27 protein-coding genes are annotated in these 25725 nt (G+C 68.8%); 12 read left to right on the top strand and 15 right to left on the bottom strand.

Translation table 11 applies throughout. The features are described 5' to 3' along the window. Nucleotides 1-63 precede the first annotated feature (63 nt). The 5 genes from NNI01S_RS14535 to NNI01S_RS14515 all read left to right on the top strand — a co-directional run bounded on the left by NNI01S_RS14535 (nt 64) and on the right by NNI01S_RS14515 (nt 3685). A complete protein-coding gene (locus NNI01S_RS14535; RefSeq protein WP_218019198.1) occupies nt 64-567 on the top strand; it encodes a GtrA family protein in 504 nt (167 codons plus the stop codon). Nucleotides 568-690: 123 nt separating this feature from the next. Continuing rightward, nucleotides 691-2052, top strand: coding sequence for a M20/M25/M40 family metallo-hydrolase (locus NNI01S_RS14530; RefSeq protein ID WP_174554401.1), 1362 nt, complete (start codon nt 691-693; stop codon nt 2050-2052). Between the two features lie 22 nt (nt 2053-2074). After that, the gene (locus NNI01S_RS14525; RefSeq protein WP_063020609.1) at nt 2075-2608 is read left to right on the top strand and encodes a YbhB/YbcL family Raf kinase inhibitor-like protein; all 534 of its coding nucleotides are present in this window, start codon (nt 2075-2077) and stop codon (nt 2606-2608) included. A gap of 123 nt (nt 2609-2731) precedes the next feature. Then, nucleotides 2732-3136, top strand: coding sequence for a hypothetical protein (locus NNI01S_RS14520; RefSeq protein WP_063020608.1), 405 nt, complete (start codon nt 2732-2734; stop codon nt 3134-3136). 123 nt (nt 3137-3259) lie between these two features. Then, nucleotides 3260-3685, top strand: a complete 426-nt coding sequence (locus NNI01S_RS14515) for a hypothetical protein (RefSeq protein WP_435825036.1) — start codon at nt 3260-3262, stop codon at nt 3683-3685. 123 nt (nt 3686-3808) lie between these two features. Here NNI01S_RS14515 and NNI01S_RS14510 read toward each other — a convergent pair whose 3' ends face one another. The 4 genes from NNI01S_RS14510 to NNI01S_RS14495 all read right to left on the bottom strand — a co-directional run bounded on the left by NNI01S_RS14510 (nt 3809) and on the right by NNI01S_RS14495 (nt 6578). Beyond that, nucleotides 3809-4981 (bottom strand): RNA polymerase sigma factor, encoded by a 1173-nt coding sequence (locus tag NNI01S_RS14510; RefSeq protein WP_063020607.1) that lies wholly within the window; start codon nt 4979-4981, stop codon nt 3809-3811. Then, nucleotides 4978-5385, bottom strand: a complete 408-nt coding sequence (locus NNI01S_RS14505) for a YciI family protein (protein WP_063020606.1) — start codon at nt 5383-5385, stop codon at nt 4978-4980. Before NNI01S_RS14505 ends, NNI01S_RS14510 begins: the two co-directional genes overlap by 4 nt. 111 nt (nt 5386-5496) lie before the next feature. Continuing rightward, nucleotides 5497-5703, bottom strand: coding sequence for a DUF397 domain-containing protein (locus tag NNI01S_RS14500; RefSeq protein ID WP_063020605.1), 207 nt, complete (start codon nt 5701-5703; stop codon nt 5497-5499). Next, nucleotides 5700-6578: a helix-turn-helix domain-containing protein gene (locus NNI01S_RS14495; protein WP_063917473.1), complete on the bottom strand. Its 879-nt coding sequence runs from the start codon at nt 6576-6578 to the stop codon at nt 5700-5702. Before NNI01S_RS14495 ends, NNI01S_RS14500 begins: the two co-directional genes overlap by 4 nt. Nucleotides 6579-6934: 356 nt before the next feature. Between NNI01S_RS14495 and NNI01S_RS14490 the strand changes: the two genes are divergently transcribed. Together NNI01S_RS14490 and NNI01S_RS34495 are read left to right on the top strand one after the other, a co-directional pair. Beyond that, nucleotides 6935-7309, top strand: coding sequence for a DNA-directed RNA polymerase subunit beta (locus tag NNI01S_RS14490; RefSeq protein ID WP_245676127.1), 375 nt, complete (start codon nt 6935-6937; stop codon nt 7307-7309). Between the two features lie 167 nt (nt 7310-7476). Continuing rightward, a complete protein-coding gene (locus NNI01S_RS34495; RefSeq protein WP_157114788.1) occupies nt 7477-7623 on the top strand; it encodes a hypothetical protein in 147 nt (48 codons plus the stop codon). A gap of 142 nt (nt 7624-7765) precedes the next feature. Here the strand turns inward: NNI01S_RS34495 and NNI01S_RS14485 are convergent, their stop codons facing one another. From NNI01S_RS14485 to NNI01S_RS14470, 4 genes are all read right to left on the bottom strand, one after another. Beyond that, nucleotides 7766-8896: an FAD-dependent oxidoreductase gene (locus NNI01S_RS14485; RefSeq protein ID WP_063020635.1), complete on the bottom strand. Its 1131-nt coding sequence runs from the start codon at nt 8894-8896 to the stop codon at nt 7766-7768. Between the two features lie 160 nt (nt 8897-9056). Then, nucleotides 9057-10889, bottom strand: coding sequence for an AMP-dependent synthetase/ligase (locus NNI01S_RS14480; RefSeq protein ID WP_063020602.1), 1833 nt, complete (start codon nt 10887-10889; stop codon nt 9057-9059). Between the two features lie 187 nt (nt 10890-11076). Further along, nucleotides 11077-11820, bottom strand: coding sequence for a GTP cyclohydrolase II (locus NNI01S_RS14475; RefSeq protein ID WP_084488792.1), 744 nt, complete (start codon nt 11818-11820; stop codon nt 11077-11079). Further along, on the bottom strand, nt 11817-13298 hold the full coding sequence (locus NNI01S_RS14470) for a PfkB family carbohydrate kinase (RefSeq protein WP_245676125.1): 1482 nt from the start codon (nt 13296-13298) through the stop codon (nt 11817-11819). The genes NNI01S_RS14475 and NNI01S_RS14470 overlap by 4 nt, the downstream gene beginning before the upstream one ends. 724 nt (nt 13299-14022) lie before the next feature. Between NNI01S_RS14470 and NNI01S_RS14465 the strand changes: the two genes are divergently transcribed. Then, nucleotides 14023-14397, top strand: a complete 375-nt coding sequence (locus NNI01S_RS14465) for a hypothetical protein (protein WP_063020600.1) — start codon at nt 14023-14025, stop codon at nt 14395-14397. A 10-nt stretch (nt 14398-14407) separates the two neighbouring features. Here the strand turns inward: NNI01S_RS14465 and NNI01S_RS14460 are convergent, their stop codons facing one another. From NNI01S_RS14460 to NNI01S_RS14450, 3 genes are read right to left on the bottom strand one after another with little or no spacing between them, the layout of a single operon-like run. Further along, nucleotides 14408-15484 carry a quinone-dependent dihydroorotate dehydrogenase gene (locus NNI01S_RS14460; protein WP_063020599.1) on the bottom strand — a complete coding sequence of 359 codons (1077 nt, stop codon included), beginning with the start codon at nt 15482-15484 and terminating at the stop codon, nt 14408-14410. A gap of 4 nt (nt 15485-15488) precedes the next feature. Beyond that, the gene (locus NNI01S_RS14455; protein ID WP_245676123.1) at nt 15489-15788 is read right to left on the bottom strand and encodes a DUF5703 family protein; all 300 of its coding nucleotides are present in this window, start codon (nt 15786-15788) and stop codon (nt 15489-15491) included. After that, nucleotides 15788-16801 (bottom strand): YncE family protein, encoded by a 1014-nt coding sequence (locus tag NNI01S_RS14450; RefSeq protein WP_063020598.1) that lies wholly within the window; start codon nt 16799-16801, stop codon nt 15788-15790. The genes NNI01S_RS14455 and NNI01S_RS14450 overlap by 1 nt, the downstream gene beginning before the upstream one ends. A gap of 153 nt (nt 16802-16954) precedes the next feature. Between NNI01S_RS14450 and NNI01S_RS14445 the strand changes: the two genes are divergently transcribed. From NNI01S_RS14445 to NNI01S_RS14435, 3 genes are read left to right on the top strand one after another with little or no spacing between them, the layout of a single operon-like run. Further along, complete coding sequence (locus NNI01S_RS14445; RefSeq protein WP_063020597.1) at nt 16955-17311, top strand: hypothetical protein; 357 nt, start codon at nt 16955-16957, stop codon at nt 17309-17311. A gap of 6 nt (nt 17312-17317) precedes the next feature. Beyond that, entirely contained in the window at nt 17318-17851 is a 534-nt protein-coding gene (locus NNI01S_RS14440) for a WKL family lipoprotein (protein WP_063020596.1), read from the top strand. Nucleotides 17852-17904: 53 nt separating this feature from the next. Further along, entirely contained in the window at nt 17905-19962 is a 2058-nt protein-coding gene (locus NNI01S_RS14435; RefSeq protein ID WP_245676122.1) for an MMPL family transporter, read from the top strand. Between the two features lie 551 nt (nt 19963-20513). On the opposite strand, the gene NNI01S_RS14430 is transcribed toward NNI01S_RS14435, so the two are convergent. The 3 genes from NNI01S_RS14430 to NNI01S_RS14420 all read right to left on the bottom strand — a co-directional run bounded on the left by NNI01S_RS14430 (nt 20514) and on the right by NNI01S_RS14420 (nt 23599). Beyond that, nucleotides 20514-21554, bottom strand: a complete 1041-nt coding sequence (locus NNI01S_RS14430) for an alpha/beta hydrolase fold domain-containing protein (protein WP_084488791.1) — start codon at nt 21552-21554, stop codon at nt 20514-20516. 99 nt (nt 21555-21653) lie between these two features. Beyond that, on the bottom strand, nt 21654-22751 hold the full coding sequence (locus tag NNI01S_RS14425; RefSeq protein WP_063020595.1) for an MBL fold metallo-hydrolase: 1098 nt from the start codon (nt 22749-22751) through the stop codon (nt 21654-21656). After that, the gene (locus NNI01S_RS14420; RefSeq protein ID WP_063020594.1) at nt 22751-23599 is read right to left on the bottom strand and encodes an SDR family oxidoreductase; all 849 of its coding nucleotides are present in this window, start codon (nt 23597-23599) and stop codon (nt 22751-22753) included. The genes NNI01S_RS14425 and NNI01S_RS14420 overlap by 1 nt, the downstream gene beginning before the upstream one ends. A gap of 114 nt (nt 23600-23713) precedes the next feature. Here NNI01S_RS14420 and NNI01S_RS14415 point away from each other — a divergent pair, with 114 nt between their 5' ends. Then, complete coding sequence (locus NNI01S_RS14415; protein ID WP_063020593.1) at nt 23714-24376, top strand: TetR/AcrR family transcriptional regulator; 663 nt, start codon at nt 23714-23716, stop codon at nt 24374-24376. A gap of 513 nt (nt 24377-24889) precedes the next feature. Here the strand turns inward: NNI01S_RS14415 and NNI01S_RS14410 are convergent. Next, the gene (locus NNI01S_RS14410) at nt 24890-25723 is read right to left on the bottom strand and encodes a heme ABC transporter ATP-binding protein (RefSeq protein ID WP_174554400.1); all 834 of its coding nucleotides are present in this window, start codon (nt 25721-25723) and stop codon (nt 24890-24892) included. Nucleotides 25724-25725: the final 2 nt, after the last annotated feature.

The following is a 25725-nucleotide window of genomic DNA, read 5'->3' as shown; positions in this document are numbered from 1 at the left end:
AGGTGGCGCGGTGAATCCGCCGATCTTGTTGTGGGGTAGGGACATGTGCCGGAGACTCTACCTGTGCTGTTTTCCGAACGCCCCGTTTTCGCTCGGGTGACGTCCGCGCTGGGGGGCGAGGCACGGCGTCGAGAACTATTGCGTTTCGCCTCCGTCGGTATCGCCGCGTTCACGCTGGACACCGCGGTGTTCCTGACCTTGAAGAGCACTGTGCTCGAGGCGCATCCGGTCACGGCGAAAGTCGTCGCGGTGCTCGCGGCGATCACGCTGTCGTATGTGCTCAACAAGCAGTGGTCGTTCGACGGGCGCGGCGGGCGGCGCGGTCATCACGAGGCCGCGCTGTTCTATCTGGTCAGTTTTCTGGCCGTCGCGATCAACACCGCACCGCTGTGGGTGTCGCGGTATGTGCTGCATCTCGAGGTGCCCGAGGTCTCCCGCTTCACCCAGAACCTGGCCGACTTCGTCGCCGCGCAGCTGATCGGCACGGCGCTGGGCATGGTGTTCCGGTTCTGGGCGTTCGTGCGGGTGGTGTTCCCCGACGAGGTGCAGCCGCCGGGCCCGGCGTGAGAGTTCCGATCACCCTGAGGACAACCATGTCGCGCGCGATCGCGCACCGTGCGGGCCGCATCGCCCCGCCGCGCCACCCGGTCCGCACGTGTGCCCCGCCGCGCGGGTGGTAGGAAAGGGAGCGTGTCCGCAACTGGCGAAGGAATCGACCCGAACAGAAGCTCCCGCGCGGTGTCGGAAGTGGTGGAGCTGGTCAGTACGCTGATCCGCTTCGACACCTCCAACACCGGTGATCTGGCCACCACCAAGGGCGAGCGCGAATGCGCGCAGTGGGTGGCCGACCAGCTGCATCAGGCGGGATATGTCACCGAATACGTCGAGTCCGGCGCCGACGGGCGCGGCAATGTCTTCGCGCGGTTGGAAGGCGCCGACCCGAGCCGTGGCGCGCTGATGATTCACGGGCACCTGGACGTGGTGCCCGCCGAAGCCGCGGACTGGAGCGTGCACCCGTTCTCCGGCGCGGTGCGTGACGGCTACGTGTGGGGTCGCGGTGCGATCGACATGAAGGACATGGTCGGGATGACGCTGGCGGTGGCCCGCCAGTTCAAGCTCGAGGGCACCGTGCCGCCGCGCGATCTGGTCTTCGCCTTCCTCGCCGACGAGGAGAACGGCGGCAAGTGGGGCTCGCAGTGGCTGGTGGACAACCGCCCCGATCTGTTCGACGGCGTCACCGAGGCGGTGGGGGAGGTCGGCGGATTCTCGCTGACGGTACCGCGGCCCGACGGCACCGAGCGCAGGCTGTATCTGGTGGAGACCGCCGAGAAGGGCCTGGGGTGGATGCGGCTGCGCGCCAAGGCCCGCGCCGGGCACGGCTCGTTCCTGCACGAGGACAACGCGGTCACCCTCCTCGCCGACGCGGTGGCCCGGCTGGGCAAACACACCTTTCCTCTGGTGCTGTCGGATTCGGTGGCCGCGTTCCTCGCCGCCGTCGCCGAGGAGACGGGTCTGCAGTTCGATCCGACGAGCCCCGACATCGAGGGTCAACTGGCGAAGCTGGGCACCATTTCGCGCATCATCGGCGCCACCCTGCGCGACACGGCCAATCCCACCATGCTGCAGGCCGGTTACAAGGCCAACGTGATTCCGCAGACCGCCGAGGCGGTGGTGGACTGCCGCGTGGTGCCCGGGCGGCAGGCGGCGTTCGAGCGGGAGGTCGACGAGCTGATCGGTCCCGACGTCGAACGCGAGTGGATCACCAAGCTCGACTCCTACGAGACGACCTTCGACGGCGATCTGGTCGACGCGATGAACGCCGCCGTGCTGGCCCACGATCCACGCGGGCGCACCGTGCCCTACATGCTCTCCGGCGGCACGGACGCGAAAGCGTTCGCCCGCTTGGGTATTCGCTGCTTCGGTTTCGCACCGCTGCAGCTGCCGCCGGAGCTGGACTTCACCGCCCTGTTCCACGGTGTGGACGAGCGGGTGCCGGTGGAGGCCCTCGAATTCGGCACCCGCGTGCTGGAACACTTCCTACTGCACAGCTGATCCGATCCGGAAGAGAGGTTTCATGACCTACAACCCCTACGACGCGCTGCCGCAGGTGCCGTCGTTCACCCTCACCTCCACCGATGTCACCGACGGGAAGCCGTTCGGCAACGAGCAGGTCAGCGGCATCTTCGGTGCGGGAGGCCAGGACATCTCCCCGCAGCTGTCCTGGTCGGGTTTCCCGGCGGAGACCAAGAGCTTCGCGGTGACGGTGTACGACCCCGATGCCCCGACCGCCTCCGGCTTCTGGCACTGGGCCGTCGCCGACATCCCCGTGAGCGCGACCTCTTTGCCCGCGGGCGCGGGCAGCGGCGAGGAAGGCGGCGCCATGCCGACCGGCTCGATCACTCTGCGCAACGACGGCGGCTTCCACGGCTTCGTCGGCGCGGCCCCGCCGCCCGGCCACGGCCCGCATCGCTACTTCATCGTCGTGCACGCCGTCGATGTCGAAAGCCTCGGCATCGACGAGAACGCCAGCCCGGCCTACCTGGGCTTCAACCTGTTCTCCCACACCCTCGCGCGCGCGACCCTGATCGCCACCTACGAGCAGAACTAGGAACCGCCGCAGGATAATCGTGGCCCTGAGCGAAAACGCTCGGGGCCACGGCGCTTTCCACAGTGCCGGGCGCCGCTCGGAATTCGCGGGCGCGAGTCGGCGTGCAGCGTCGAGAATCACCCCATGGACATCTCTGAAGCCGTTCGAGGCGCGCGTCTGCTCGCTGCCGATATCGAACGGTCTCTCGGTTTTTCGGCGGAGGTCGGCACCGAGTACCCCGGACAGTGGCGCCGCTTCCACGAGCTGTCGGGCCGTCCGGCCCCGAAGGCATGGGTGAGCATTTCGGTGCCGGAGGTCGGCACGACCATAGCGCTGGACCCCAGCGAGCCGGGCAGCGCGACTGCGGAGGAGTTCGCGAGTGAGCTGGTGCAGGTCCTACAGGACGATATCCAGACGCACCTGCGCGAGCCGTGGCCGAGGGATCCCGCCGCGAGCGGACACGCCTTGGCGGGGACCGAGCGGGGATGGCAGAGCACGATGGATCGCGCCTTTCTGGTTCCGTATGGCGAACTCGGGCTCACGGCCTGATCCGACCAGTCGGTATTCCCAGTGCTGGTTCGCTTCTCGACGCGCCCCGTCCGGTCGCGGGCGCTACGCTGCCGCTGGACAGCCGCCCAAGTGGGCGCGCGAGGGACTGATGAGGGTACGGACTTGATCATTCGCACGGAAACGGCCTGGGTGCTCTTCTTCGCCGGCCTCATCTTCCTGTGGGCACTGGTACTCGGCGTGTGGAAGTGGCAGGCGATGACCACCTCGCCGGACGGCTTGGCGCACCCCTACGTCGACATCGCCCACCGAGCCGCGTTGCTGTATTCGTTCGCCACCGGATTGATCGCCTGGTTCGTCGAATTGTCCGGATGGCCGACCGCGGTGAACGCCACCGCGGCGGGAGCGATCATCGCCCTGTTCGTGGTGACGATCGCGAACTACATCCGGCTCGGCTTGCAGCGGGAGACCGACAACCAGATGCGCAATCCGCCGTCGTCGATGCGTTTCGTCCTCGCCGCGCTGATCATCGGCGAGATCGGCGGATTCGCTGTGCTCCTGGTCGGATTCGCCGTGGAACAGCTGCGGTAGCCTCGCGTCGACGTGCGCGGCTCGCGGTGTCGAGGGGCGACCACGAGCGCGGCGCACGCGCCAGGGGTGCGCGGGAACAACCCTGGATCGGCTGCTCGGCAATGGTCGGGCGGGATCGGTCGCTCAGCCTCCTTCGCCCGAAAGGCGCTGGCGGAGGGTGGCCGCCCGGAGGGTGAGGTGGTTGCGTTCGGCCAGGTTGTGCGCTTGTGCGGCGGCCTGTGCGTAGAGCTGCGCTGCCGTGGCGAGGTCTCCGGCCCGCTCATGTAGGTAGGCGGATGAAGCGGTGTAGCGCGGTAGCGCCGGGTCGAGTTCGGCGAGGGCGGCCAGCCCTGCCTGCGCTCCGTCCGCCTCTCCGACCGCGACAGCGCGATTGAGCCGCACCACCGGACTGTCGGTGAGACGGACCAATTCGTCGTACCACTCCACGATCTGCACCCAGTCGGTCTCCTCGGCGGTCTGCGCGTCGGCGTGCAGGGCCGCGATCGCGGCCTGCGCCTGGTATTCCCCGAGCCGGTCGCGGGCCAGGGCGGCCTGGAGCACGGCTACGCCCTCGGCGATCAGCTCGCGCCGCCACAGGTGGCGGTCCTGCTCGGCCAGCGGCACGAGGCTGCCGTCGGCACGCGTGCGGGCCGGGCGTCGGGCGTGATGGAGCAGGAACAGGGCGAGCAGGCCCGCGACCTCCGGGTCTGCGGTGGTCGCGGCCAGCTGCCGGGCCAGCCGGATCGCCTCCGCGGCGAGGTCGACATCGCCGCTGTAGCCCTCGTTGAACACCAGGTACAGCACCCGCAGCACGGTGCGCAGGTCCCCGGGGCGATCCAGCCGGACGTCGCCGACGGTGCGTTTGGCCCGGCTGATCCGCTGCGCCATGGTCGCTTCGGGCACGAGATAGGCCTGCGCGATCTGGCGCGTGGTGAGACCGCCGACGGCCCGCAGCGTCAGGGCGACGGCCGAGGCGGGGCTGAGGCTCGGATGCGCGCACAGGAAGTAGAGCTGCAGCGTCTCGTCCACCGAAGCGGCCGGTCCGGGTGGTGGCTCCTCGGAATCTCGAAGCTCACGCCGCCGCCGCGCGACCTCGGAGCGGGCGAGGTCGAGGAAGCAGCGCCACGCCGTGGTGATCAGCCACCCCTTGGGGTCCGCGGGGCGCCGGTCCGGCCAGGTCTCCACGGCCCGGATCAACGCTTCCTGCACGGCGTCTTCGGCGGTCGCGAAGTCCGCCCCGCGGTGGACGAGGGCGGCCAGCACACCCGGGATCAGATCCCGCAGCTGGGCTTCGTCCACCGCGCCGGCGGCCGTCATTCGGTGACGGTCGGCGGGGCGGTCAGCAACGGCCGCACTTCGAGCCACTCGTGGATCGGCTTGCCGCCCGCGCCGGGCGCCGCGGACAACTCACCGGCCAGCTCGACCGCGCGCTCGTAGGAGTCGACATCGATGATCATCCAGCCCGCGATCAGGTCCTTGGTCTCCGCGAACGGACCGTCGGTCACCGGCGGTTTGCCCTCGCCGTCGTAGCGGACCCAGGCGCCTTCCGGCGCCAGGGCCTGGCCGTCGACGAACTCACCACTGCCTTCCAAGCGAGCCGCGAAGTCGTTCATGTACTGGATGTGCGCCTCGATCTCGCCGGGCGTCCACTGGTCCATCGGCACGTCGTTGACCGCGGCCGGAGCGCCCCGGTAGTGCTTGAGCAGCAGGTACTTCGCCATGACATTCTCCTTCGGAACGTGCGACCCTCGTCGGTCGCTCACCCCTGGGACGGAGCCGTCACGACGTTCTCGACATCCGCCACGAAACTTTTTCTCGAGCTTCTGATTCGTCTACGGCTGATCGAACCAGCCTTGCGCCAACCGAGCCGTGAATGCGTCCCACGCCCGTGGCGTGAACACCAGCGCCGGGCCCGCCGGATTCTTGGAGTCCCTCATACCGATCGTCCCGTCCTCCAGGTATGCCACCTCGACGCAATCCTGGTTGGGCCCGCTGCGACTGCTTTTGAACCACGCCGCCTTGGTCGGGTCGGTACTCACTCGCCATACTCCTTAGCGATCTTCGACACCAGTTCCCTGGTTTCCTGCTCATCCAGCGCGGCGGCATGAACCGCCTTACATGCTGTTGTGTATTGATCGATTTCACTGGGCTTGTCCAGGTAGAGGGCACCCGTGTAACCCTCAACGTACACCACGGGAGGTTCGGTAAATGACAGCAGCGCTGGGAACTCCATCACCGTGAAGGACCCTGCTACCAGCGGCAATACGCGCTCGGTGCGAAATGGCAACACACGCAGCGTGACGGTCGGCAGCCGCGATACGGCCAAGAGATGGTGGAGTTGTTCCGTCATAACCGGCCGCCCGCCAACCTCATACCGCAGTCCGGCCTCTCCGAGAAATACATTCATGGTGAAGCGGTTGCGCGCTTCCTTCAAGCGCTCCTGACGCTTGGTGGCGATCTCGATTCGACGCTCGACATCGGCGGTAGGCATACCTGGATAAGCACCCCAGATCACTGCTCGCCGGTAAGCGGGAGTCTGGAGCAAGCCGGGCAGCAAGGTCAGATGGAAGGTGGTCAGCTTCCGGGCGGCTTCTTCGAGCCCGAGATACAGATCGAAGTAGGTCGGTACCGCATCGCCGTAGGCGTGCCACCATCCGGTCCTCTTGGTCTCCCGCACCAGGCCCATCAGCGCTGCGGTGTCGTCCTCCGTTGCTCCATACAGTTCACAGAGGGCTTTGATGTAGAGGTCCTTGAGTTTGACAGCCTGGCCGCCCTCCAGCCGCCACATCGTCTGCGGGGACACCTCGATCACCTTGCACGCGTGCGCGACGGTCGCGCCGGACGCCTCGCGTAGCTGACGCAGTCTGCGCCCCAGCATGCGACGAGGAACTGTGGAGCCCGGACTCTCAGTCATTAGCCAACCTCACGGTGCGGTGTGAATTTGGAAGGGTCTTCGCAGTAAGTCTGGAAGACGGGGAGAAACTGAGGTTACTCGCGCCATGGAATATTCCAAAAGGTCGCGCTCAGGTGTCTACTGAAAGCGCGCCCAGCCATGCGAGCGGAACACCAAGTCTCCGTGAGCATCTCGACTCGCAGCGGAGACCTGCCTCGAAGGTGGCGCATCTCAACCATTTGCGCGATTGAGTAGGGGGTTCGATGGTCCATGTACCTTTTGGCGACACGCCACTGTCACGATGCGCTTACTACCGGCGGGTGTGCGACCTGCCCACGGAGGTAGATCCACCTCAGCTGGGTCGCATAGTCCTACGCATGGGCGTGGCGTGGGCGGTGATCATGCCCGCCACGCTGGGGCAGGACGTGAAGGTCTGGATGCAGCGGCACCATCACGCGATCGGGCCGATCATGTCGCATCCCCGGTCGAAGCGCTGGACGTATCTGACGCAGCCCGATCTGCCCGACGACATCACGTTGTTCGCGGAGATGTTCCGGCTCAATGTCTCGTTGGTGCGCGCGGGCGGAACCGTAGCGTTGCCGAGTCCGGCCGATCGCGGGACCATCTTCCGCGCGTGGGTCGCTCTCCCCGGCAGCGGATTCCGCCCCTCCGGGCGCGTCGTTGTGGCCGCTGTCCGTGGTTGCGTGGCCGAAAGCATCGCGCGCCGGAAGCGAGGCATCGCGTATGCGTGAACAGAATGAACCGTGGAACACCGTGGCATGCGGGGGATTCGAGCGCCGCGATCTCGAGGTGCGGCAACCGGCAAGGGAGCCGCAGCGGTGAACGATGCCGAGCACCGCGGCTCTCCGCTTCCCTCCGAGCGGATGTCCATCTGTCGGTGTTCTGGCATGGGGTCCGGATGGACTTCGTCGCCTGCCTGACCGCGGCGTGCTTGTTCGTGCAGGAGTGGCGTGCCCGGCATTGGCACGATGCGGTCGAGGTTTCGATGAACGACACCGACGGGTATCCGCGACTGCCGTGCGAGAGGTTGTATCTGGAGCCGTGAGAGTCGGCAGCCCGAACCGCTGCGGCCCCGGCAGGGGCGCGCGTTGAGAAGCCCGGTGGTCCCACCGATCCGGAGCGAATCCGGATGGTCGATCAACGCGCGCCCTGCGGCAGGTGCGGACGCCCGGCGCGGTGGCCGGGGCTCAGGAAGTGCGCTCTGGTGCGGTGAACGCGGCGACCAGTCCCTCGGCCGTGCCGTCGTACCGGTCTCCGAAGAGTTCGGCGCTTTCGGTGGCGACCTCGGTGCTGCGGGCGAACATGTCCCGCTCGTATTCGGTGAGGGCCGTCTCGATGTCGCCGGGGTGCGTGGCGAGGGCGTTGCCGAGTTCGGCGCCATCGAGTAGGGCCAGGTTGGCGCCTTCGCCGTTCGTGGGCATGAGGTGGGCGGCATCGCCGAGCAGGGTCACCCCCGGCACCCGATCCCACCGGTGCCCGACCGGCAGGGTGTGATGCGGGCGCCAGACCGGCGGGAGGTCGGCGTCGGTGATCAGCGCGGTGAGTTGCGGGGCCCAGCCGTCGAACTCCTGCGCGATCCGTGCGGTGGCCGCGGCGGCATCGGTGAAGTCGATGGCGGCGAACCAGTCGTACGGCCTGGCGAGCACCACGTAGGCGTGCAGGGTGTCGCCCTCTTCCCGGTGCGCGTGGATCTCTCGGCCCGGCGAGGGTGCCGACATCGACCCGCCGCCGACCGCTGCCGCGGCGGCGGGGTGGCGGGTGTCGGCGTCGTACAGGTAGGTCTCGACGAACGACTCGCCGGTGTAGTCGGGCATGGCGGTGGACAGCAGCGGCCGTACCCGTGACCACGCGCCGTCGGCGCCGACGAGCAGGCTCGTGACGAGCGTGCCGCCATCGGCGAAGGTCACCTCGTGGCGGCCTGCGCCGAGAGGACGAACACTGCTGAGTTTCCTGCCCCACCGGACGGTGCCGGTCGGCAGCGAGTCGAGCAGGAGTTGTCGCAGTTCGCCGCGCTGCACCTCGGGGCGTCCACCGGTGCCGTCGTCGGGCTTGTCGAGCAGAACCGTCCCGTTCGGGTCGAGGATCCGCATGGCCTGGCGGCCCTCCAGGACGAGGCCGCGGAATTCCTCCATCAGGCCCGCCGCCTCGAGCGCGAGCTGACCGTTGTAGTCGTGGATGTCGAGCATGCCGCCCTGTGTGCGTGCCGTCGGGGTCGGTTCGGCCTCGTACACCGCGGCCGGGATGCCGTGGAGGTGCAGGACGCGGGCCAGAGCGAGTCCGCCGAGTCCGGCGCCGATGATCGTTACTGGATTGGTCATGGTGACGAGGGTGGCGGGCAGGGGTTGCACCGCCCTTGCGTCCGGCTTGCACCCCTCATACGTCCATCCCCGTGCATCGACGCGATGGGATCCCAGCGCCGTGAGAGCCGCAAGCGCTGTGAACCCGGGCAGTTCCCTGGGCCACAGCGCTTGCGCGAACCTACTTGACGCTGATCACCCGCTCGGAGGGTTCCTTGGCGTACAGCGCCTGGATGTCGGCCTGGTACTTGGCCGCGATGGGGGCGCGCTTGAGCGACATCTTCGGGGTGAGTTCGTCGCCGCCGGGTTCCCAGACGGCGCCGAGGATGGTGAACCGCTTGATCTGCTCCACCCGCGAGAGTTTGGCGTTGCCGGCCTGGACCGCGGCCACGACCTCGTCGATGATCTGCCGGCGGGTGGCCAGGGTGGCGAGGTCCTCGCCGGTGGCGTCGAGTTCCTTGGCGCGGAGGGCGGCCACGTCGGGGTCGAGCACGATCAGGGCGGCGATGTAAGGCTTGGCGTCGCCGATGGCGACGACCTGGCCGATCAGCGAGGAGACGGCCTTCACCGAGTTCTCGATGTTGGTGGGGGCGATGTTCTTGCCCGCCTCGTTGATGATCAGTTCCTTCTTGCGGTCCACGATCCGCAGGTAGCCGTCGGCGTCGAGGGTGCCGATGTCGCCGGTGCGCAGCCAGCCGTCGGAGTCGATGGCTTCGGCGGTCTTGTCGGGCATGTTGCGGTAACCACGGGTGACTATCGGGCCGCGTACGAGCACCTCGCCGTCGGCGTCCAGTCGCAATTCCATGCCGTCGACCGCGCGCCCGACCGAGCCGGGGCGGGGCTTGTCCAGCTCGGTGTAGGTGCCCACGCCGGTGATCTCGGACATGCCCCAGACCTCGCTGACGGTGAAACCGAGGCCGAGGAAGTATTCCAGGGTCTCCGGCGGGATGGGGGCGGCGCCGGAGGAGGCGACGCCCAACTGGTCCAGCCCGAGGGCGTGACGCAGCTTGGACAGCACCAGCGTCTCGGCGATCCTGTGCTGCGCTGCGAGCAGGGGACCGCGGCCTTTACCTGCCAGATCGGCGCGCGCGGCCGCGATTCCGGTGCTGATCGCCCAGTTGGCCAGCGCTTTCTTGACCGGGCTCGGTTCTTCGGCGAGTTTGCCCTCCACTCCGGCCTTGATCTTCTGCCAGACCCGCGGGACACCGAAGAAGATGGTCGGGCGCGCGTCGGGCAGGGCGGCGGCGACTTCGCGCGGATCGGGCACGGTGGTGATCTGGATGCCGGTGAGCAGGTTGATCGCGTGCCCGGAGATCCGGTCGGCGACGTGCGCGGCGGGCAGGTAGGACACCGTGCGGTCGTCCAAGCCGACCTGCAGCGGGCCGTTGACCAGGGCGATGATCTGGGCGAGCACGTTGCGGTGGGTGATCTCCACGCCCTTGGACGGCCCGGTGGTGCCGGAGGTGTAGATCAGGGTGGCCAGGTCGTCGGGGCCGACGGCCTGCCAGGCGGCGTCGAAATCGAAGTCGGCGGCGGGCGCGGACTCGACCTGTTCCAGGGTGACGGCGCCTTCGGCGGGCCCGTCGACCATGACGATGTGCTCGATCGGCACCCCGGAGGCGGTGATCCGGTCGAGGAACACCTGTTCGGTGACCACGACTTTGTTGCCCGCGTTGGTGAACAGATGGGTGATCTGCTCGGGGGAGCTGGTGTTGTAGATGGAGAACGGAGTGGCGCCCAGGTGCAACGCGGCGGTGTCGACGAGGTTGAACTCGGGGCGGTTGGTGAGCATGATGCCGACGGTGTCACCGTGACCGACGCCGAGGGCGGCCAGGCCCGCGGCGATCGCGCGCACTCGTTCGGCGTACTCGCGCCAGGTGTATTCCTGCGTGCCCCCCACCTTGCGCAAGGCGATCTGGTCCGGACGCAGCCGTGCGGTCTCCTGGAATGCGGCGGGGACGGTGTACACCGTCTTGCCCGACTGGTGCGCGTATCCGATTTCTGTTGTCGTCATATCCCTGTTCCCGATAGCGCTGGCGTGACCGGACGCCGGTATCCGCCGGTGGCCGGTCCGAGACTCGAATCCTGACACGATGCGGCGAATGCGCTGTCAGCCTCTCACGAGTCGGCGCCACATGTGGCGCGGCTCACTCATGGTAGCCACAGGAGGGAAGCCGGATGGGGCAAACTTCAACAATCGTTCAGGCACCGATCAGATCCGGCGCGGCGCCGGGCCCGGGACGCGGACGAATGTTCTCCCCGGGGGTGATCACGACCGGATCGACGGCCGAGGGCTCGTCGGTCATGGGCGAAGCGGCATCCGCCTGGTCGAGCGCCCAGGGCGCGGCGTCGGTGGGGATCCAGTGCTTGCGCCGGGTGCGCTTGGCCTCCAGATAGTCGCGGGCCCGCTCGCTGAGCGCCCGCGTACGCAGCGGCACCGCGGTGACCTGCAACCCCTCCTGCCGCAGAGCCTCCACCTTGGCGGGATTGTTCGTCAGCAGCTGCACCGAGCGCAATCCGAGATCGGCCAGCGCACGAGCGGTGGCGAGGTAGGTGCGGGCATCGGCGGGGTAGCCGAGGGTCTCGTAGCTGGTGAAGGTGTCCGCGCCGGAGCGCTCGCTTTCCCGGTAACCCAGCGCCTTGGCGATCAGCCCCGCCCCGCGACCTTCCTGCTCCAGGTAGACCAGAACCCCCGAGCCGGCGGCCTGGATGAGATCAAGCGCCTTGTCCAGCTCCGGCCCGCAGTCGCAGTCCTGCGACCGCAGCGCCTCCCCGTACAGGCAGCGCGAGTGCACCCGCACCAGGCAGCCGTCGGCGACCGCACCGAACAGCAGCAGGTGCCCCCGCTCACCGCCCTCGTCCAACCCCACTACCCGAACTCGCAGATCTTGCCCGTTACGACGGAACCGATGCTCGGTGTCGGCAGGATCCACAACGTTGGTCAATGCTCCTCCGTAGCGAGTTTGTAGATTCGCTCGACCTCACTCACCAGTGGCATTGCCCCGGGGACATCCCCGATCGATTGCGTCGCCACCATTGCGGCGGTCGCCCAGACGTAGTCGTTGCGTGCGGCGGGGCGGCGCGTCGAAACGAGACGATATACCAGGGCGGCGGAGAAGGCAGCGTGAGCGCCGACGGAGTCCTCCAGCGCCGTCGGGAACGGCTGGAATCGGTCGCTGAGCTGGTCGGACCACACCGCGCAGCGGAAATCCTGGATCGCGCACACCGTGCCCACTCCGAGTGCGCGCAGGCGGGTGGCGGTCTGCTGCCCGTCGGAGGGCGCGCCGTCGGGCGCCATCGCCAGCGCGCGCAAATCCTTGTCGCCGCCGACGAGGTAGTCGACCACCCCCAGGTGCTGATACAGGTACTGGGGCCGATCCAGCCGCGGCGCCGGATGCACGACCACCAGCGGCCGCTGCGGCAGGCCGCGCAACTGCCCCATGACCTGCTCGATCACCCCGGTCGGTTGTTCGAAGGTCAGCAGCACCGCCTCCGACGCCGCCAGCGCCGTGCGGATGGCGTCGCTGCGCAAGTCCTGGGCGCTCAACCGGATTCGCTCGTCCTTGCAGCCGATCGTGCTCGCCGCCCCGGTGCCCGCCACGATCACGGCGGTCACCGGCGTCGGGGCGTAGGGCACCACTTTGACCAGTTCGGTGTCGACGCGCTCGCTGCGCAGGTATTCCAGGATGCGGCCACCGGCGTCGTCGTCGCCGACCGCCGAGATCAGCCGCACCCGCAACCCGAGCCGGGCCGCCGCGACCGCGCGGGTGAGCCCCTTGCCGCCGGGATGTTCCCGATAGGCGCCGCGCGCGGTGCCTCCGGGCCCGGGGATCCGGTCGACCACGTACAGGTGGTCAATCACCGCGTCACCGATCACCGTGACCACGCCCGGTGAATCGGCCGCAACCTCCTCGGCGGCAACGGTTTGCGCGGGCTCGCGGAAGTCGACGACGTGCGCGCCGTCGAACACCGAGGCCGTGGCCAGCTGCGCGGCCAGCTCGGTGAACGCCCGGCGCTCGGGAGCCCCGCGCAGCGAGCGCACCGTCAGCGTGCGCGGAATCGGTTGCACCCCAACGGCTTCGTGCAACACCGCCCACTGCTGCGCGAGGTATTCCCGCCGCTCACCCAGATCCGCGGCGTAGAGCAGGCCGGGATCGACACCGGCGGGCGGATTTTCGCGCAGCAACCCCAGCGACAATTCCGCATCGACGACGAGCCGGTCGGTGGGATCCAATCGCAGCGCCAGATCGCGCACCAGCGGTAGCACCGCCTCTTCCCGCTCGATGCCCGCGCGCCGCGCGTACTGCCGCACGGCCAGCAGATCCAGCAGGGGTAGCACGTCGATCTCGGTGCTGCGCAACCGATCCGAGCTCAGCCCCGACCGTTTGCACAACCGGGTGAGGATATTGCGAACGGCAACCATTCCCGAATCCTGCGGGACCATGGCGATGCCACCCTCCTCTATCGGCGTGACACCGGGGCGTCGCGCGCATGTTGGCCACGCAAATCGGGTTTAGCCAGCGGGCAAATTGTCAATTACCAAATTACAATGGCAATTGCGCGCGGGGAACGGCAAATGCCACACTGGATATGGCGATCCCATCGCACCACCAGGCACATCGGGAGGGCTGGTGAGCAGAATGATTCAGATACGGCAGCCGCGACGGCGACGGCGACACCGCCCCGCCGGATCCGATATCGAGCAGGTGCCGAAGCCGGTGATGGACTAAACGAGCCGCCGGACACCCCGCACGGCAACGCACCGGTCATCGCCCGCTCCACGGCGGCGCGCAACCACACGCCGCCGCAGGCTCGCCCCCTCGGCCCCGCAGCCGCCACGCGGCCGGTCCCACGGATCCGGCCCCCATGCCGATCGGACCACGGACACCCCGATCACCCCTACCCAACCGGCTCGCCCCGCGTTGCGATACCCGCGGGTGCCGCACACCTGTGAGCCGCCCCCCGGACCACCAGGCCCGGCAGCGGGATTCCTCCGCCCGCCCGGCCACACCCGCCGAACCGGCGGAACGCACGCTGCGGCGCCCGCACCGCGCCGCACCAGCGGATGCACGACGAGAGGCATTCGTGATCATCGACCTCAGCGCCCTGGAGCCGGCCTCACTCCACCTGTTGCACCGGAGACCGCGATGACCATCCACACCACCGAATGGACGATGACCAGTGACATAACCCCGGAATCGGCCTACCGCGACACCGACGCGCCCGACAGCTGGCGGCTGAGCTGGCTACCGGACCGGCGGCTGACCCGCGACCAGGCCCTGGCCGGAATGTCACTGGACGAACTGCTCAGCGACCCGCAGGTCGTGCACGACCGCATGACCCAGGCCCGCGTCGAGGTCTACGCCGACCACCTGGGCATCTTGCGCGACCACGCGGTGATCCTGCTCGCCAAGGCCATGGCGGCGCGGCTGGGCGGGGAACTGCGACCCAAGGGAGATCCGGCGCCGCCGGGGCGCGCCCGGCGAGTGCGCACTCCCGAACCGCCGTTCGTGCACGGCTGAGCGCCGTAGTTCAGGCGTGCGCGGTGTGCTCCGCGCCGACGGCCTCACCGATGGTCTGATACCCCTCGGCGCGCAACCGCCGCGCCAGGCCGCGATGGATCCGGCGCATCCAGAACGGGCCGCCGTAGATCAGACCGGTGTAGCCCTGCAACAGCGTCGCCCCGGCTCGAATGCGTTCCCACGCCTGGTCGACGGTTTCGATGCCGCCGACCGAGATCAGCACCAGCCGATCACCCACCCGCCGGTACAGCCGCCGCAGCACCTCGAGCGAACGGTCGGCGACCGGCGGGCCGGACAGCCCGCCCGCACCCATGGCGGCCACCTCGTCCGGGTCGGTCCGCAGACCGTCGCGGCGGATGGTGGTGTTGGTGGCCACGATGCCGGCCAATCCGAGTTCGACGGCCAGATCGGCGACGGCGTCGATGTCCTCGTCGGACAGATCCGGGGCGATCTTCACCAGCACCGGCACCCGCACACTGTCCAACACCGCCCGTAGCAGCGGGCGCAGCGACTCCACCGCCTGCAGATCCCGCAGGCCCGGCGTGTTGGGGGAGCTGACGTTGACCACGACGAAATCGGCCAGCGGCCCCAGCAGGGCGGCGCTGACGGCGTAGTCGGCGGCCGCGGCCTGCGGCTCCACGATCTTGGTCTTGCCGATGTTCGCGCCGATCGGCACACCGCCGCGGCGCGCGCGCAGCCGCTGCGCGGCCGCGGCGGCGCCGTGGTTGTTGAAACCCATCCGGTTGATCAGAGCGCGGTCGGCGGGCAGCCGGAACAGCCGCGGCGCGGGATTGCCCGGCTGCGGTTGCGCGGTCACGGTACCGATCTCGGCGAAACCGAAGCCCAGCGGCGCCCAGGCGTCGACGCCGTCGGCGTTCTTGTCGAAACCGGCGGCCAAGCCCAGCGGCGCGGGGAACTCCACCCCGAACGCCTCGGTGCGCAGGATCGGATCCCGGGTGACGAGAATTCTGCTCATCGTCCAGCGCAGCGGCGCGAACCAGGCGGCGAACCGCATGACGGCGAAGACGAGATGATGGATGCGTTCCGGCGCGACCAGGAACATCAGTCGGAGTAGCAGGGCGTACATCGGCTCACATTCCGGGTTCGGGCTGGGGTAGTAGGGCGGATTTTCGCCGCCGCAGCAGCACCCGCCTGCTGCCGTCGGTGTAGGCGCGCACCCGCGAGAGCTCCCAGCCGCCGAACTCGGCCTGGATCGCCAGCCGCATGGACGCGGTCACCCGCGTGACATCCGGCGGCAGCCGCAGCGGCACGTATTCGTAGTCGTCGCTGGTGGTCTCCCAGCCCGCGGGCAGTGCGCGCCCGCGCCCCCGGTGTGCTGCCGGATCGGCAGCTGCCGCGGAATCCTCGCCCGCGCGTGGTGTCCGAGCCATCAGTGCCCTCTCTTCCGATCCTCCGCACCGATCCGTTGCAGACCGTCGCCGGTCGCGGACCCCACGAACAGATCACCGGTGCGTTGCTCGACGGCCACCGAGTTCGGTTGCCGGACGGTGGCGTAGCGGCCCACTTCCTTCGGTATACCAGTCGACAGGTCGAATCCGACGACTTCGTTGCGCTGCGTGCACGTCACCCACACGGTGTCGGACCGTTGATCGTAGGCGAGTGCGTAAGGCGAAGATCCTACCGGGAAACGCTGGCGCAACACGAGCGGTCCCGCGGTGTAGACCAGCAGTTCCCCGCCCGCGGTGTCGGTGACCACGAACCGGCCGCGCGTGTCGCCGATCAGCCGGGTGGCCCCGTCACCGGCGCGCAACGCCAACCCTGGCCGCTGCCGGCTCGGGTCGACTTCGAAGATCGCGGTCTGATGCCGGTCCAGCACGGTGAGCTCGCCGTCGGCTTCGGCCAGCTCGTCGGCCGACACCAGCCCCGACACCGTGCCGGTCACCGCACCATCGGCCGCCAGCTCCAGCACCCGGCCGTCGGCGGTGCCGACCAACAGCCCCCCGTCGTGGCGGGCCAGCACCGAGCGCACCTCGCCGTCCACCGCCACCGCGGTGACCGCTCCGGAGGCCAGCTGCACTCGCAGCACCCGTCCCGGCGCGGCCGCCAGCATCTCACCCGGCCTGCCAGGGGTAAGACCGCTCGCGCGCTCGGGCAACGTCACCGTACGCACCATCGGCTGCGCGGCGGCCGGGTCGACGACGGTGAGGGTGGCGCCGTCCAGAGCGGCCAGCAATCCGCCGCCGGAATCGGCGGCCAGCTCCGCGAGCGGCCCGGCCGGCAGCACGCGCCCGGCCGGCGGCGTCGACACCGCCGGCGCGACCGCCGCGGTGGCAGGCTCCCTGGTCGGCAGGTCGGGACCACCGGCGCCGGAAGAGCATCCGGCCAGCAGCACCAGCACCGCCGCACCCGCGAATGCCGAGACGAGCCAGGCCCGAGGGCGCATCGACCGAACTCCTTCTACCGACGAATCTTCCGCAACCTCACCATCTGACCATGATGACGCAACCAGCCGACCGACCGGGGTGCCGGCTCCAGCGGAATGTCGGTAACCAGGGTTACGGTGGAGACCACACTGTCCGATACAGGGAGATCCGGGTTGAAATCCGACCATACGTCGGGATTTGTCATCGACGACATCACCGTCGGCGCGTACGCGCACGGCTTCGGCACCACCGCCGACGGCCACCCCTTCGCCTTCCGCACCATCCGCGCCACCCTGACGCTGGAGATCTACCGCCGCGACCTCGCCGACGCCGTCCCCGGCCCCGAGGACGTCCTCACGGTCGCCGAAGCCACCGTCGCCGACATCGACCTCGACGACGAACGCAGTATCGCGGCACTGGTGCGGGATATGATCCCCGACGCCGCGACGATCGACGCCGCCGCGCAACGGGACGTCACGACCGTGCGTGCCCTGCTGGGACGGATCAGCTCCGTCATCGAAGGTATGTAGGAAGCGATGACCCACACACGACTCGCCCGCACCGGCCTCGCCGCCGCAAGCCTCCTGATGGCGGTAGCGGCCGCCGCGTGCGACAGCGGCACCGACGAAGCCGCCGTCGACGCCGCCCGCTCCTCGGCCAACGCCTCGCTGTCGTCCTCGATCGCCGCCTCCTCCAGCGCCGCCCACCCACCGCTGCCCACGGCCGCCGCCCTCGACGCCCAGATCAAACGGGCCCTGGACCCGGCACTGCCCGACAGCGAACGCACCGCCCTCATCGAGGACGGCGACTCCTTCCGCCAAGCCATCCCCGACATGTACAAGGCGCTGCAGGACAATCCCCGCGCCGTCTACGGCGTGACCGACCCGGTGTTCGACAACCACGACGGCACGCTGACTGCCACCATGCGGTTGGACAAGGACGGCACCGGCGCCGCGGTCCGCACCACCGTCGTGCACTTCGTGCTCATCGACGGCAAGTGGAAGATCTCGCGCACCGACCTGTGCGGCATCCTGCGCTCGGCCGACTACCGCACCCCGGCCTGCGGCTGACCCGGCACCGCGACACGATGCACCGTTCCGGATCACTGCGGTGGGGACGGTTCGTGCACCGCCACCGCGTCCTCGTCCTGGGCTTGTTCGTGGTGTTCGTCCTGGTCTCCGGCTGGTACGGCCGCGACCTGGCCGGACGGCTGACGCAGGAGGGCTGGTTCGACGAGAGCAGCGAATCGGTGGCCGCCGCCGAACTGGCCGACCGCACCTTCGGCCGCGACACCGACAGCGACCTGATCCTGCTCTACACCGCCCCCGACGGCGCCACCGTCGACGACCCGGCCGTCCGCGGCCCGGTCACCCGGCAGCTGGCCGGGTTGCTGGCCGACCATCCCGATCGCATCCAGAAGATCGACAGCTACTGGGACAGCCCCTTCTCCGCCCAGGCCACCGACGCCACCCACACCCACGCCTTCGCCAGCGTCGGATTGCGCGGCTCGGGAACCGCGACGGTGGAGAACTACCTGGCGATCAAAGACCACCTCGGCGCCGGACGCTCCGGCGGCGGCCCCGGCGGCACGACGGTGCAGCTGGCGGGGTTGCAGCCGATCGTGGAAGGCATCAACACCGGCATGCAGCGCGACATCAAACGCGCGGAGATGATCGCGCTGCCGCTGGTGGCGATCCTGCTGTATTTCGTGTTCGGCGGCGTGATCGGGGCGCTGCTGCCGGTGCTCATCGGCGGCATGACGATCCTGGGCACCCAGGGCGGGCTGCGGGCGCTGACCGACCACATCGAGGTCAACGTCTTCGCCAGCGCCGTGATGACCCTGGTCAGCCTGGGTTTGGCAATCGACTACGGCCTGTTCACCGTCACCCGTTTCCGGGAAGAACTCGCCGCCGGTCACTGCGTGGAGGAAGCCACCGCCCGCACCGTCGCCACCGCCGGGCGCACCGTGCTGTTCTCCGCGGCGATCATCGCCCTGAGCCTCGGGGCGCTGTTCATCTTCCCCAACGGGGTGCTGCGCTCGGTGCCGCTGGGCGGCATCAGCTCGGTGCTGCTGGCGGCGCTGCTGTCGGTGACCGCGCTGCCCGCGGCGTTGAGCATCGTCGGGCGCCGCATCGACTTCCTGGGCTGGAAACGGTTCTCCCGCACCAGGACCGAAGCGCAGATCGACGCCGGATTCTTCTCCCGCCTCGCACTCTGGGCGATGCGCCGCCCCTTGGCGGTGGCGGTGCCGATCGTGCTGGCCCTGCTGGCGCTGAGCATCCCGATGCACCACATCGAATTCGGCGGCCTGAGCGAACGCTATCTCGCCGACGACAACCCGGCGCGGGTGGCGCAGGAACGTTTCGACACCCTGTTCCCCGGCTTCCGCACCGAACCGCTGAAACTGGTCGTGGTCGGCGCCGACCCGCAGCAGTTGAGCGACATCCGGTACGCCGCCAACCAGATCCCCGGCCTCACCGGACGGTTCGAGCCCGCCGCACCCACCGAAGACGGCCTGAACGTGCTCGCCGCCGGGCTGACCGACAAACGCGACGCCGACCGGGTGATCACCGCGCTGCGCGACATCCCCGACCCGCCCGGGGTGCGGGTGATGGTCGCCGGAGTGCCCGCCCTCGAACGCGACAGCATCAACGGACTGCTCGACGGGCTGCCCGTACTGCTGGCCCTGCTGGTCGCCGCGGCGCTGGCGCTGATGTATGCGGCGTTCCGCTCCGTGGTGCTGGCATTGAAGGCCGTGGCGATGAGCGCGCTCAGCCTCGTGTCCACCCTCGGCGTACTGACCTGGGTGTTCGTCGAGGGGCACGGCGCGGGCGTCTTCCACTTCACGCCGGGACCGTTGATGTTCGCGGTGCTGGCGCTGATCGTGACGGTGGTGTTCGGACTGTCGACCGACTACGAGGTGTTCCTGCTGTCGCGGGTGTCGGAGGCGCGCGCCGCGGGCGCGGACGCGCCCGAGGCCATCCGCTACGGCATCGCCCACACCGGCGGCGTGATCACCTCCGCCGCCGCGATCCTCATCGTGGTCACCGGCGCGTTCGGATTCTCGGATCTGGTGCTGATGAAATACATCGCCTACGGCATGATCGCCGCGCTGATCCTGGATGCCACCGTCATCCGCATGCTGCTGACACCCGCGGTGCTCAAACTGATCTGGCGATAAGCCTCGTCGGCCCGGCGTGGACCGCCCTGCCACGAACGCCGAAGCGGCCGGTGCGGCCCCAGGGCCTGGTCCGGCAGTCCGCCGCGAGGATTCTTCCGCAGGTAGCGGCCGACGAGTTGTCTCGGCCTGACCAGCGACCGCAGCTGGGGTTCCGGTAGTAACCGCCGAAAACCAACGGATATGGCGTAGCCGTAGCTGATCGCCGGTGAGTCCGGGTTCGGCCTGCTGTGATGGTCGGTTGGCGTGGGAGGTTGGTTCGTGGCGACGCGGGTGTTCGCGGATGAGGAGTTGGCGCGTCTGCGGGAGTTCCGGGAAATCGGGTCGACGGCACCGAGATCCGTTCCTACGGCCGCCGCGCCCAGACCCGCACTGATCGACACTCTGTTCTGACCCGCTGGGCCTCACCCCACAGGACGGGCGTATCGGTCCCTAGGAGCTCGCGGCGGGGCGGATCAGCGATCTCAGGGGCGGGGTCCGGCCCCGAAGTGTCTGGGTGCTGGCAGTGGTTGCGTGTGGTGGGGGCCGGTCGGGCAGCCCGGCAGGGTGGACCGTCAGGCGGTCGGGCCGTTGTTCGCGTCGATGCTTTCGACGAACCGTTCGACGCTGTCGAGTGCGCTCCGTGCCTCCGACAGCCGCGGGTATGCCATCTGGAACACATGGAACATTCCCGGCCACAGCTCGAGTTCGCACCGCCCGCCTGCCGCGCGCAGTGCCGCGGCATAGTGCTGGGAGTCCGAGGCGAGAACCTCGCTGCCGCCGGTCTGCAACAGCATCGGCGGCAGGTCGGGTCCGACCGTGGCGAGGACGTCCAGGCGCGGATCACTGAAATCGGTTTCCACGAAATAGGTTTGGGTGATCCGTCGACCGGTGCGGGCGGAGGCGAACTGGTCCCACACGTGTGTGCTGTGGGCCGCCGCGAGCTGCCAGGTCGGGTCGATGAGGCTGGAGAATCCGATCACCGCCGCGGGCTGGTCGACTCCGAGTTCGCGGAGTTGGACGCACAGGCCCAGAGCGAGGTGGCCGCCGGCCGAGTCGCCCATCACAATGATGTCGCTCGCGGTGTGCCCTTGGTCGATCAGCCACAGGTAGCCGTTGAGGATGTCGTCATGGGCCGCGGGGAAGCGGTATTTCGGTGCTCGCCGATAGCGCACGGCGTAGGCGGGTCGGCGCAGTCGGCGTGTCAGTTCCGACACCAGGCCGCGGTGGGTCCAGGGGCTGCAACTGATGTATCCGCTGCCGTGGATGTAATAGATCATCCGGGTGCCCGGCTCTGCCGGCCCGCCGACCCATTCTCCGATGGTCCGGCCGTTGGGTCCTGCGGCATCGACTCTCATGGGTGGCAGCGTCGGAGCGAACCACATCCGACAGGCCACAACCTGCGTGAAGCGGTAGCCGAGCACACCGAGCGGGGTATGCAGCGGCAGTAGCCACAGGGTGGGCCGCACGAGGATTCGCGACGCCCAGATGGTCAGCCACGCGGCGAAGGAGCGCGCCACCGTGATCACCGGATCATCGGAGCGACCGCTTGCCGGGCGCGGTGCGGCGGATTCGGCCCGCCGGGTCGAGGCGCTGACCGGATCGGGTGTGTTCATGGGGTTCCTCGAGATCAGGGTGCACAGGGAGGTCCGCCCCCACCGGCGGTGTGCGGGCGGGGAGTCCGGTCTCCGGTGCGGGCGGGGGTTCGAGCCTGGTTACCGGGTGGGGACGGTGATGGTGCCGTAGTCCAGGCCGCCGTGGCTGAAGGTCGGCACGACCGGCCACTGCCGCTTCCAGTTCGCGCATTCGGAGGACGGGATGATCTGGCGCCACTGCGGGTTCCGCGGCGACGGGCTGGCGAGGGTCTTCTCCTTCACCATGGAGTCGTACTGGTCTAGGGAGTCTTCGAGGGTGTTGGCGTTGAGCACTACCTCGCGGCCGTAGAACTGCGCAGTGCGGCGCACGCCGGGGATCTTCGACAGTTCGGGTTGCCAGCTGTCGGCGGCCATCCCGTTCTCCGACGACACCCACACCCCGTCGGGAGTGTTGACGACCAGGGAATGGTTGCCGTCGGTGTGGCCGGGTGTCCACAGCAGGCTGACCCCGACTCCGAGTTCGACATCGCCGTCGAAGATTTCGAGCCGGTCGGCGGGTACCCCGTTCATGCCGCCGTCGACATACCAGGCCCACTGCATGGGGTGCATGGACTCGAAGGTGCCCAGTTCCCGGCGATGCACGAGCAGTTTGGCGTTGGGGAACAGGGGCTTGCGCGGTTCGGCCTCGCCTTCGATGGGCTCGCTGCTGCCCACGATCATGCGTGGGTCCTGGACGTGCAGGTGGTCGAAGCTGATGTAGTCCACGTCGTCGTTGGTCAACCCCAGGCGCGGCAGCACCTGATCAGGATCGTTGTAGTACTTGACGAACAACGATTCGAGGCCGACGCGGCGGCTGAAGCGCTGCAACTGGCCGTAGAACGGGGCTTCCGCGGAACCGGCGGCTACGGTGGGTTCCCACACCAGGGTCTTCAGTTCGCCGTCGAAGCCCTCGAACTGGATCACCAACATGCGGTTGATGATCGAGATGAAGGGGTTGAGGTTGACCGAGTAGTTCTGGAACGCGTACTGCGCCGGATACGGCGCGGCGGCGATGTCGAAACTCTTGACCGCTTTCACCTGCCCCTGGCGCAGAAATCGTTCCCGGTAACTCAGTGCCGCCTCGCGAACAGCGTCGAGCCGCCGGCCCCGGGGCCAGATGTCGTGGACGCCGGAGAACTCGGGGATGGGGCGGACGGTGCCGGATTCGATGTTGGTCATCAGGACTCCTTGGGGTCGGTGGTCTCGGTCAGGGCGCGGTGTTCGTAGCCTGCGCGGATGTTCGAATTCCGGGTTGCCTCGACTTGGTTGGGCACTGTGCGGCGCAATACCTGGTCTCGGATCGACTGCGGTAGCACAGCGGCGATGCGGACCAGCAGACCGATCGAGGCCGGCACGGTGGTTTCGAAACGTGGGCGGCGCAAGACCGCGACGACGGCGGCGGCGACGTCGCCGGGCTGCAACGGTGAGGTCGCGCCGCTGCCGGTGCCGATCGCGAGTTCGGTGTCGACGACGCCGGGCATGATCACCGAGATCTCGACGCCACTGCCGCGCAGTTCCTCGCGTACGCCGGTGAGGTAGCCGAGGACGGCGTGTTTGGTGGCGGCGTAGGTGGATTCTCCGGGCGGGGCGAGTTTGGAGGCGGCCGAGGCGATGGTGACGATGTGACCGCGGCCGCGCTCGCGCATCGGCGGTGCGACCAAGCGCACGCCTCGGATCACGCCGTGCAGGTTCACCGCGAGCATGCGCTCGGTCGCGGTCTCGGGTTCGTCGTCGAAGGCCCCGACCCACATGACACCGGCGTTGTTGACCAACACGTCGAGTGGACCCCACAAGGCGGTGACTTCGGCGAGGAACCGGCGGAACGACCCGGTATCGGTCACATCGAGCGTGAACGCATGCACCTGACCCGGTAACGCCTGCGCGGTGGCCTCGGCGGCCTGGATATCGCGATCGCCGATCGCGACCCGGGCACCGGCCTCGGCGAGCCGGCGCGCGATCTCGCGCCCGATGCCCTGCGCACCGCCGGTGACGGCCGCGATGCGCCCGGCCAGTGTTGTTTCCGTCATTGTGTGATGCCTTCCCTGCATCGGCTGGACACAGCGATCAATGTTGGGCAATCGCGATTGTCAGAAATGGTTCGGCTAGTATTGCACTTCGCCGGCAGGAAGGAAAGGCCCCAAATGACCCGCACGGGACCCTCCCGCCCGAAACCCTCCGGCCGCAAGTACTCCGGCGTCGCTCCGGAGGAGCGAGTCCGTCAGCGCCGGGCGGCCATCCTCGAATCCGCTTTGGAGCAGTACGGCACGACCGGCTACGCGGCCGCGTCGATCAAGCAGATCTGCCGCGGCGCCGGCGTCACCGAGCGGTACTTCTACGAGTCGTTCTCCAATCAGGAGTTCTGCCTGGCCGCCCTCTACGACAACCTGGCCGAGACGATGCGCGCGCAGACCATCGCCGCACTCGAGCAGGCCGATGCCGATCTCGACGCACGCACCGCAGCCGGACTCGAAGCCTTCATCCACTACCTGACCAGCGACCCGCGCCGCGCGCGGGTAGTGCTCATCGAGGTCGTCGGGGTTTCACCGGACATGGAACAGCGTCGCCATCGGGTTCTGCGCGATTTCGTCGACACCGTGATGGCCATCTGGGCGACGGAGAGCCCTCGCTCGCTGACGCGAGGCCAGCGGTTGACTGCGACCGCACTGGTCGGCGGCGTCAACCACCTGCTGGTCGACTGGTTGATGGACGGTTGCCATGACGACCCCGCCGACCTCGTGACGGTGTGCGTGGACCTGTTCGCCGCCGCCCGCGCGCCCTGGAACACCACCACATCGTCTTCATAGCTGCCCGTGCGAACCGCCCGCCTGTCCTACGACCAGGCCCGGACCTGCTCGACGCCGCCACCGCGACCGACGGACCCGGAACCGGCTGGGACCTACACGAACTCCGCCACTCCGGCCTGACCCATCTCGGCGAAGCCGGCGCGAGCCTGCTCGAACTCATGACGAAGTCGCGGCACCGCAAGGTCGAGAACCGGCGCCGCTACTTCAAACCGTCCCCGTAGGCGATGCGCGAGCTGACCTCGATCCTGGGCTCAGGCGCCGAATGCCGACGCTGACCAGCAGCTACGCCATATCCGTTGATTTTCGGCGGTTACTACCGGAACCCAAAGCTGTGGACGTCAGCGGCGGTTCCGGCTCGGGACTCGGGCGAAACACCCGGCATCGAGCCCGCTCCTACTGGGGTGCGGGACGCTCAACCGCCTGCTTCGCCGGTCGCGTGATGGTCGTCCGACCGTGACGGCCGATTGTGCCGGTCGGCTGCGACCGGCCGTGATCGTGCACGGCGGTGTGGGCTCAGCGTCGCACCGGCAGCACCAGCTGCGCGCCGGTGACCGGATGGTCGAGTACTTCGACCGGGTGCTGGTAGACGCGCGTGAGCAGTTCGGTGGTGAGCACGTCTCGGGGCGGGCCGTCGGCGGCGATACGACCGGAGTCGAGGACCGCGACGCGGTCGGCGTAGGCGGCTGCGACACCGAGATCGTGCAGGACGACGACGACCGCCGCGCCGTCGGCGGCGCGCTCGGCGGCCAAACGCAGCACGGCCTCCTGGTGACCGAGGTCGAGGGCGGCGGTCGGCTCGTCCAGCAGCAGGGTCGCGGTGTCCTGCGCCAGCACACGGGCCAACGCGACCCGGGCACGTTCACCACCGGACAGCGTCGGGAACGAGCGCGCGGCCAGGTGCTCGACGTCGGTGGCTGCCATCGCGGCGGCGATCTGCTTCTCGTCGTGTTCGCGGCGTTCGGTACGCACCCACGGAGCGCGGCCCATCGCCACCACTTCCCGCGCGGTGAAGGGGAACCCGACGGTGTGGGTTTGCGGCAGCACCGCCCGCCGCCGGGCCATGTCCAACGTCGTCCACTGCGACAACGGCTGCCCGTCGAGTTCCACCGCACCCGCACTCGGCGCCAGCTCTCCGGCCAGCGCGGCCAGCAACGTCGACTTACCGGCCCCGTTGGGCCCGACGAGAGCGACGACCTGCCCCGCCACCGCGGCGAAATCCACACCGTCGAGTACCCGCCGCGCCTGCCCGCCGCTACGCCGCTGCACGCTCACCCCCGCCGCGCGCACCGTCACCGCACCCCTCTGCGGCCACCCCGGCACCTCGTGCACCGTGCGCAGCAAACTCACTC

This window comes from Nocardia niwae NBRC 108934 = DSM 45340 (genome assembly GCF_001613465.1).
Classification (GTDB): domain Bacteria; phylum Actinomycetota; class Actinomycetes; order Mycobacteriales; family Mycobacteriaceae; genus Nocardia; species Nocardia niwae.
This window is presented reverse-complemented; position numbering and strand designations above follow the sequence as displayed.

What these genes read in the sequence shown, in the direction of transcription:
- NNI01S_RS14425 (WP_063020595.1), bottom strand. Translation starts at nt 22,751, where the DNA reads ATGACCAACATCGAATCCGGCACCGTCCGCCCCATCCCCGAGTTCTCC.
- NNI01S_RS14505 (WP_063020606.1), bottom strand. Translation starts at nt 5,385, where the DNA reads ATGGCGAAGTACCTGCTGCTCAAGCACTACCGGGGCGCTCCGGCCGCG.
- NNI01S_RS14495 (WP_063917473.1), bottom strand. Translation starts at nt 6,578, where the DNA reads ATGACTGAGAGTCCGGGCTCCACAGTTCCTCGTCGCATGCTGGGGCGC.
- NNI01S_RS14525 (WP_063020609.1), top strand. Translation starts at nt 2,075, where the DNA reads ATGACCTACAACCCCTACGACGCGCTGCCGCAGGTGCCGTCGTTCACC.
- NNI01S_RS14450 (WP_063020598.1), bottom strand. Translation starts at nt 16,801, where the DNA reads ATGCGCCCTCGGGCCTGGCTCGTCTCGGCATTCGCGGGTGCGGCGGTG.
- NNI01S_RS14455 (WP_245676123.1), bottom strand. Translation starts at nt 15,788, where the DNA reads ATGGCTCGGACACCACGCGCGGGCGAGGATTCCGCGGCAGCTGCCGAT.
- NNI01S_RS14420 (WP_063020594.1), bottom strand. Translation starts at nt 23,599, where the DNA reads ATGACGGAAACAACACTGGCCGGGCGCATCGCGGCCGTCACCGGCGGT.
- NNI01S_RS14430 (WP_084488791.1), bottom strand. Translation starts at nt 21,554, where the DNA reads ATGAACACACCCGATCCGGTCAGCGCCTCGACCCGGCGGGCCGAATCC.
- NNI01S_RS14460 (WP_063020599.1), bottom strand. Translation starts at nt 15,484, where the DNA reads ATGTACGCCCTGCTACTCCGACTGATGTTCCTGGTCGCGCCGGAACGC.
- NNI01S_RS14470 (WP_245676125.1), bottom strand. Translation starts at nt 13,298, where the DNA reads ATGGTTGCCGTTCGCAATATCCTCACCCGGTTGTGCAAACGGTCGGGG.
- NNI01S_RS14415 (WP_063020593.1), top strand. Translation starts at nt 23,714, where the DNA reads ATGACCCGCACGGGACCCTCCCGCCCGAAACCCTCCGGCCGCAAGTAC.
- NNI01S_RS14520 (WP_063020608.1), top strand. Translation starts at nt 2,732, where the DNA reads ATGGACATCTCTGAAGCCGTTCGAGGCGCGCGTCTGCTCGCTGCCGAT.
- NNI01S_RS14480 (WP_063020602.1), bottom strand. Translation starts at nt 10,889, where the DNA reads ATGACGACAACAGAAATCGGATACGCGCACCAGTCGGGCAAGACGGTG.
- NNI01S_RS14440 (WP_063020596.1), top strand. Translation starts at nt 17,318, where the DNA reads ATGACCCACACACGACTCGCCCGCACCGGCCTCGCCGCCGCAAGCCTC.
- NNI01S_RS14465 (WP_063020600.1), top strand. Translation starts at nt 14,023, where the DNA reads ATGACCATCCACACCACCGAATGGACGATGACCAGTGACATAACCCCG.
- NNI01S_RS14490 (WP_245676127.1), top strand. Translation starts at nt 6,935, where the DNA reads ATGGGCGTGGCGTGGGCGGTGATCATGCCCGCCACGCTGGGGCAGGAC.
- NNI01S_RS34495 (WP_157114788.1), top strand. Translation starts at nt 7,477, where the DNA reads ATGGACTTCGTCGCCTGCCTGACCGCGGCGTGCTTGTTCGTGCAGGAG.
- NNI01S_RS14485 (WP_063020635.1), bottom strand. Translation starts at nt 8,896, where the DNA reads ATGACCAATCCAGTAACGATCATCGGCGCCGGACTCGGCGGACTCGCT.
- NNI01S_RS14510 (WP_063020607.1), bottom strand. Translation starts at nt 4,981, where the DNA reads ATGACGGCCGCCGGCGCGGTGGACGAAGCCCAGCTGCGGGATCTGATC.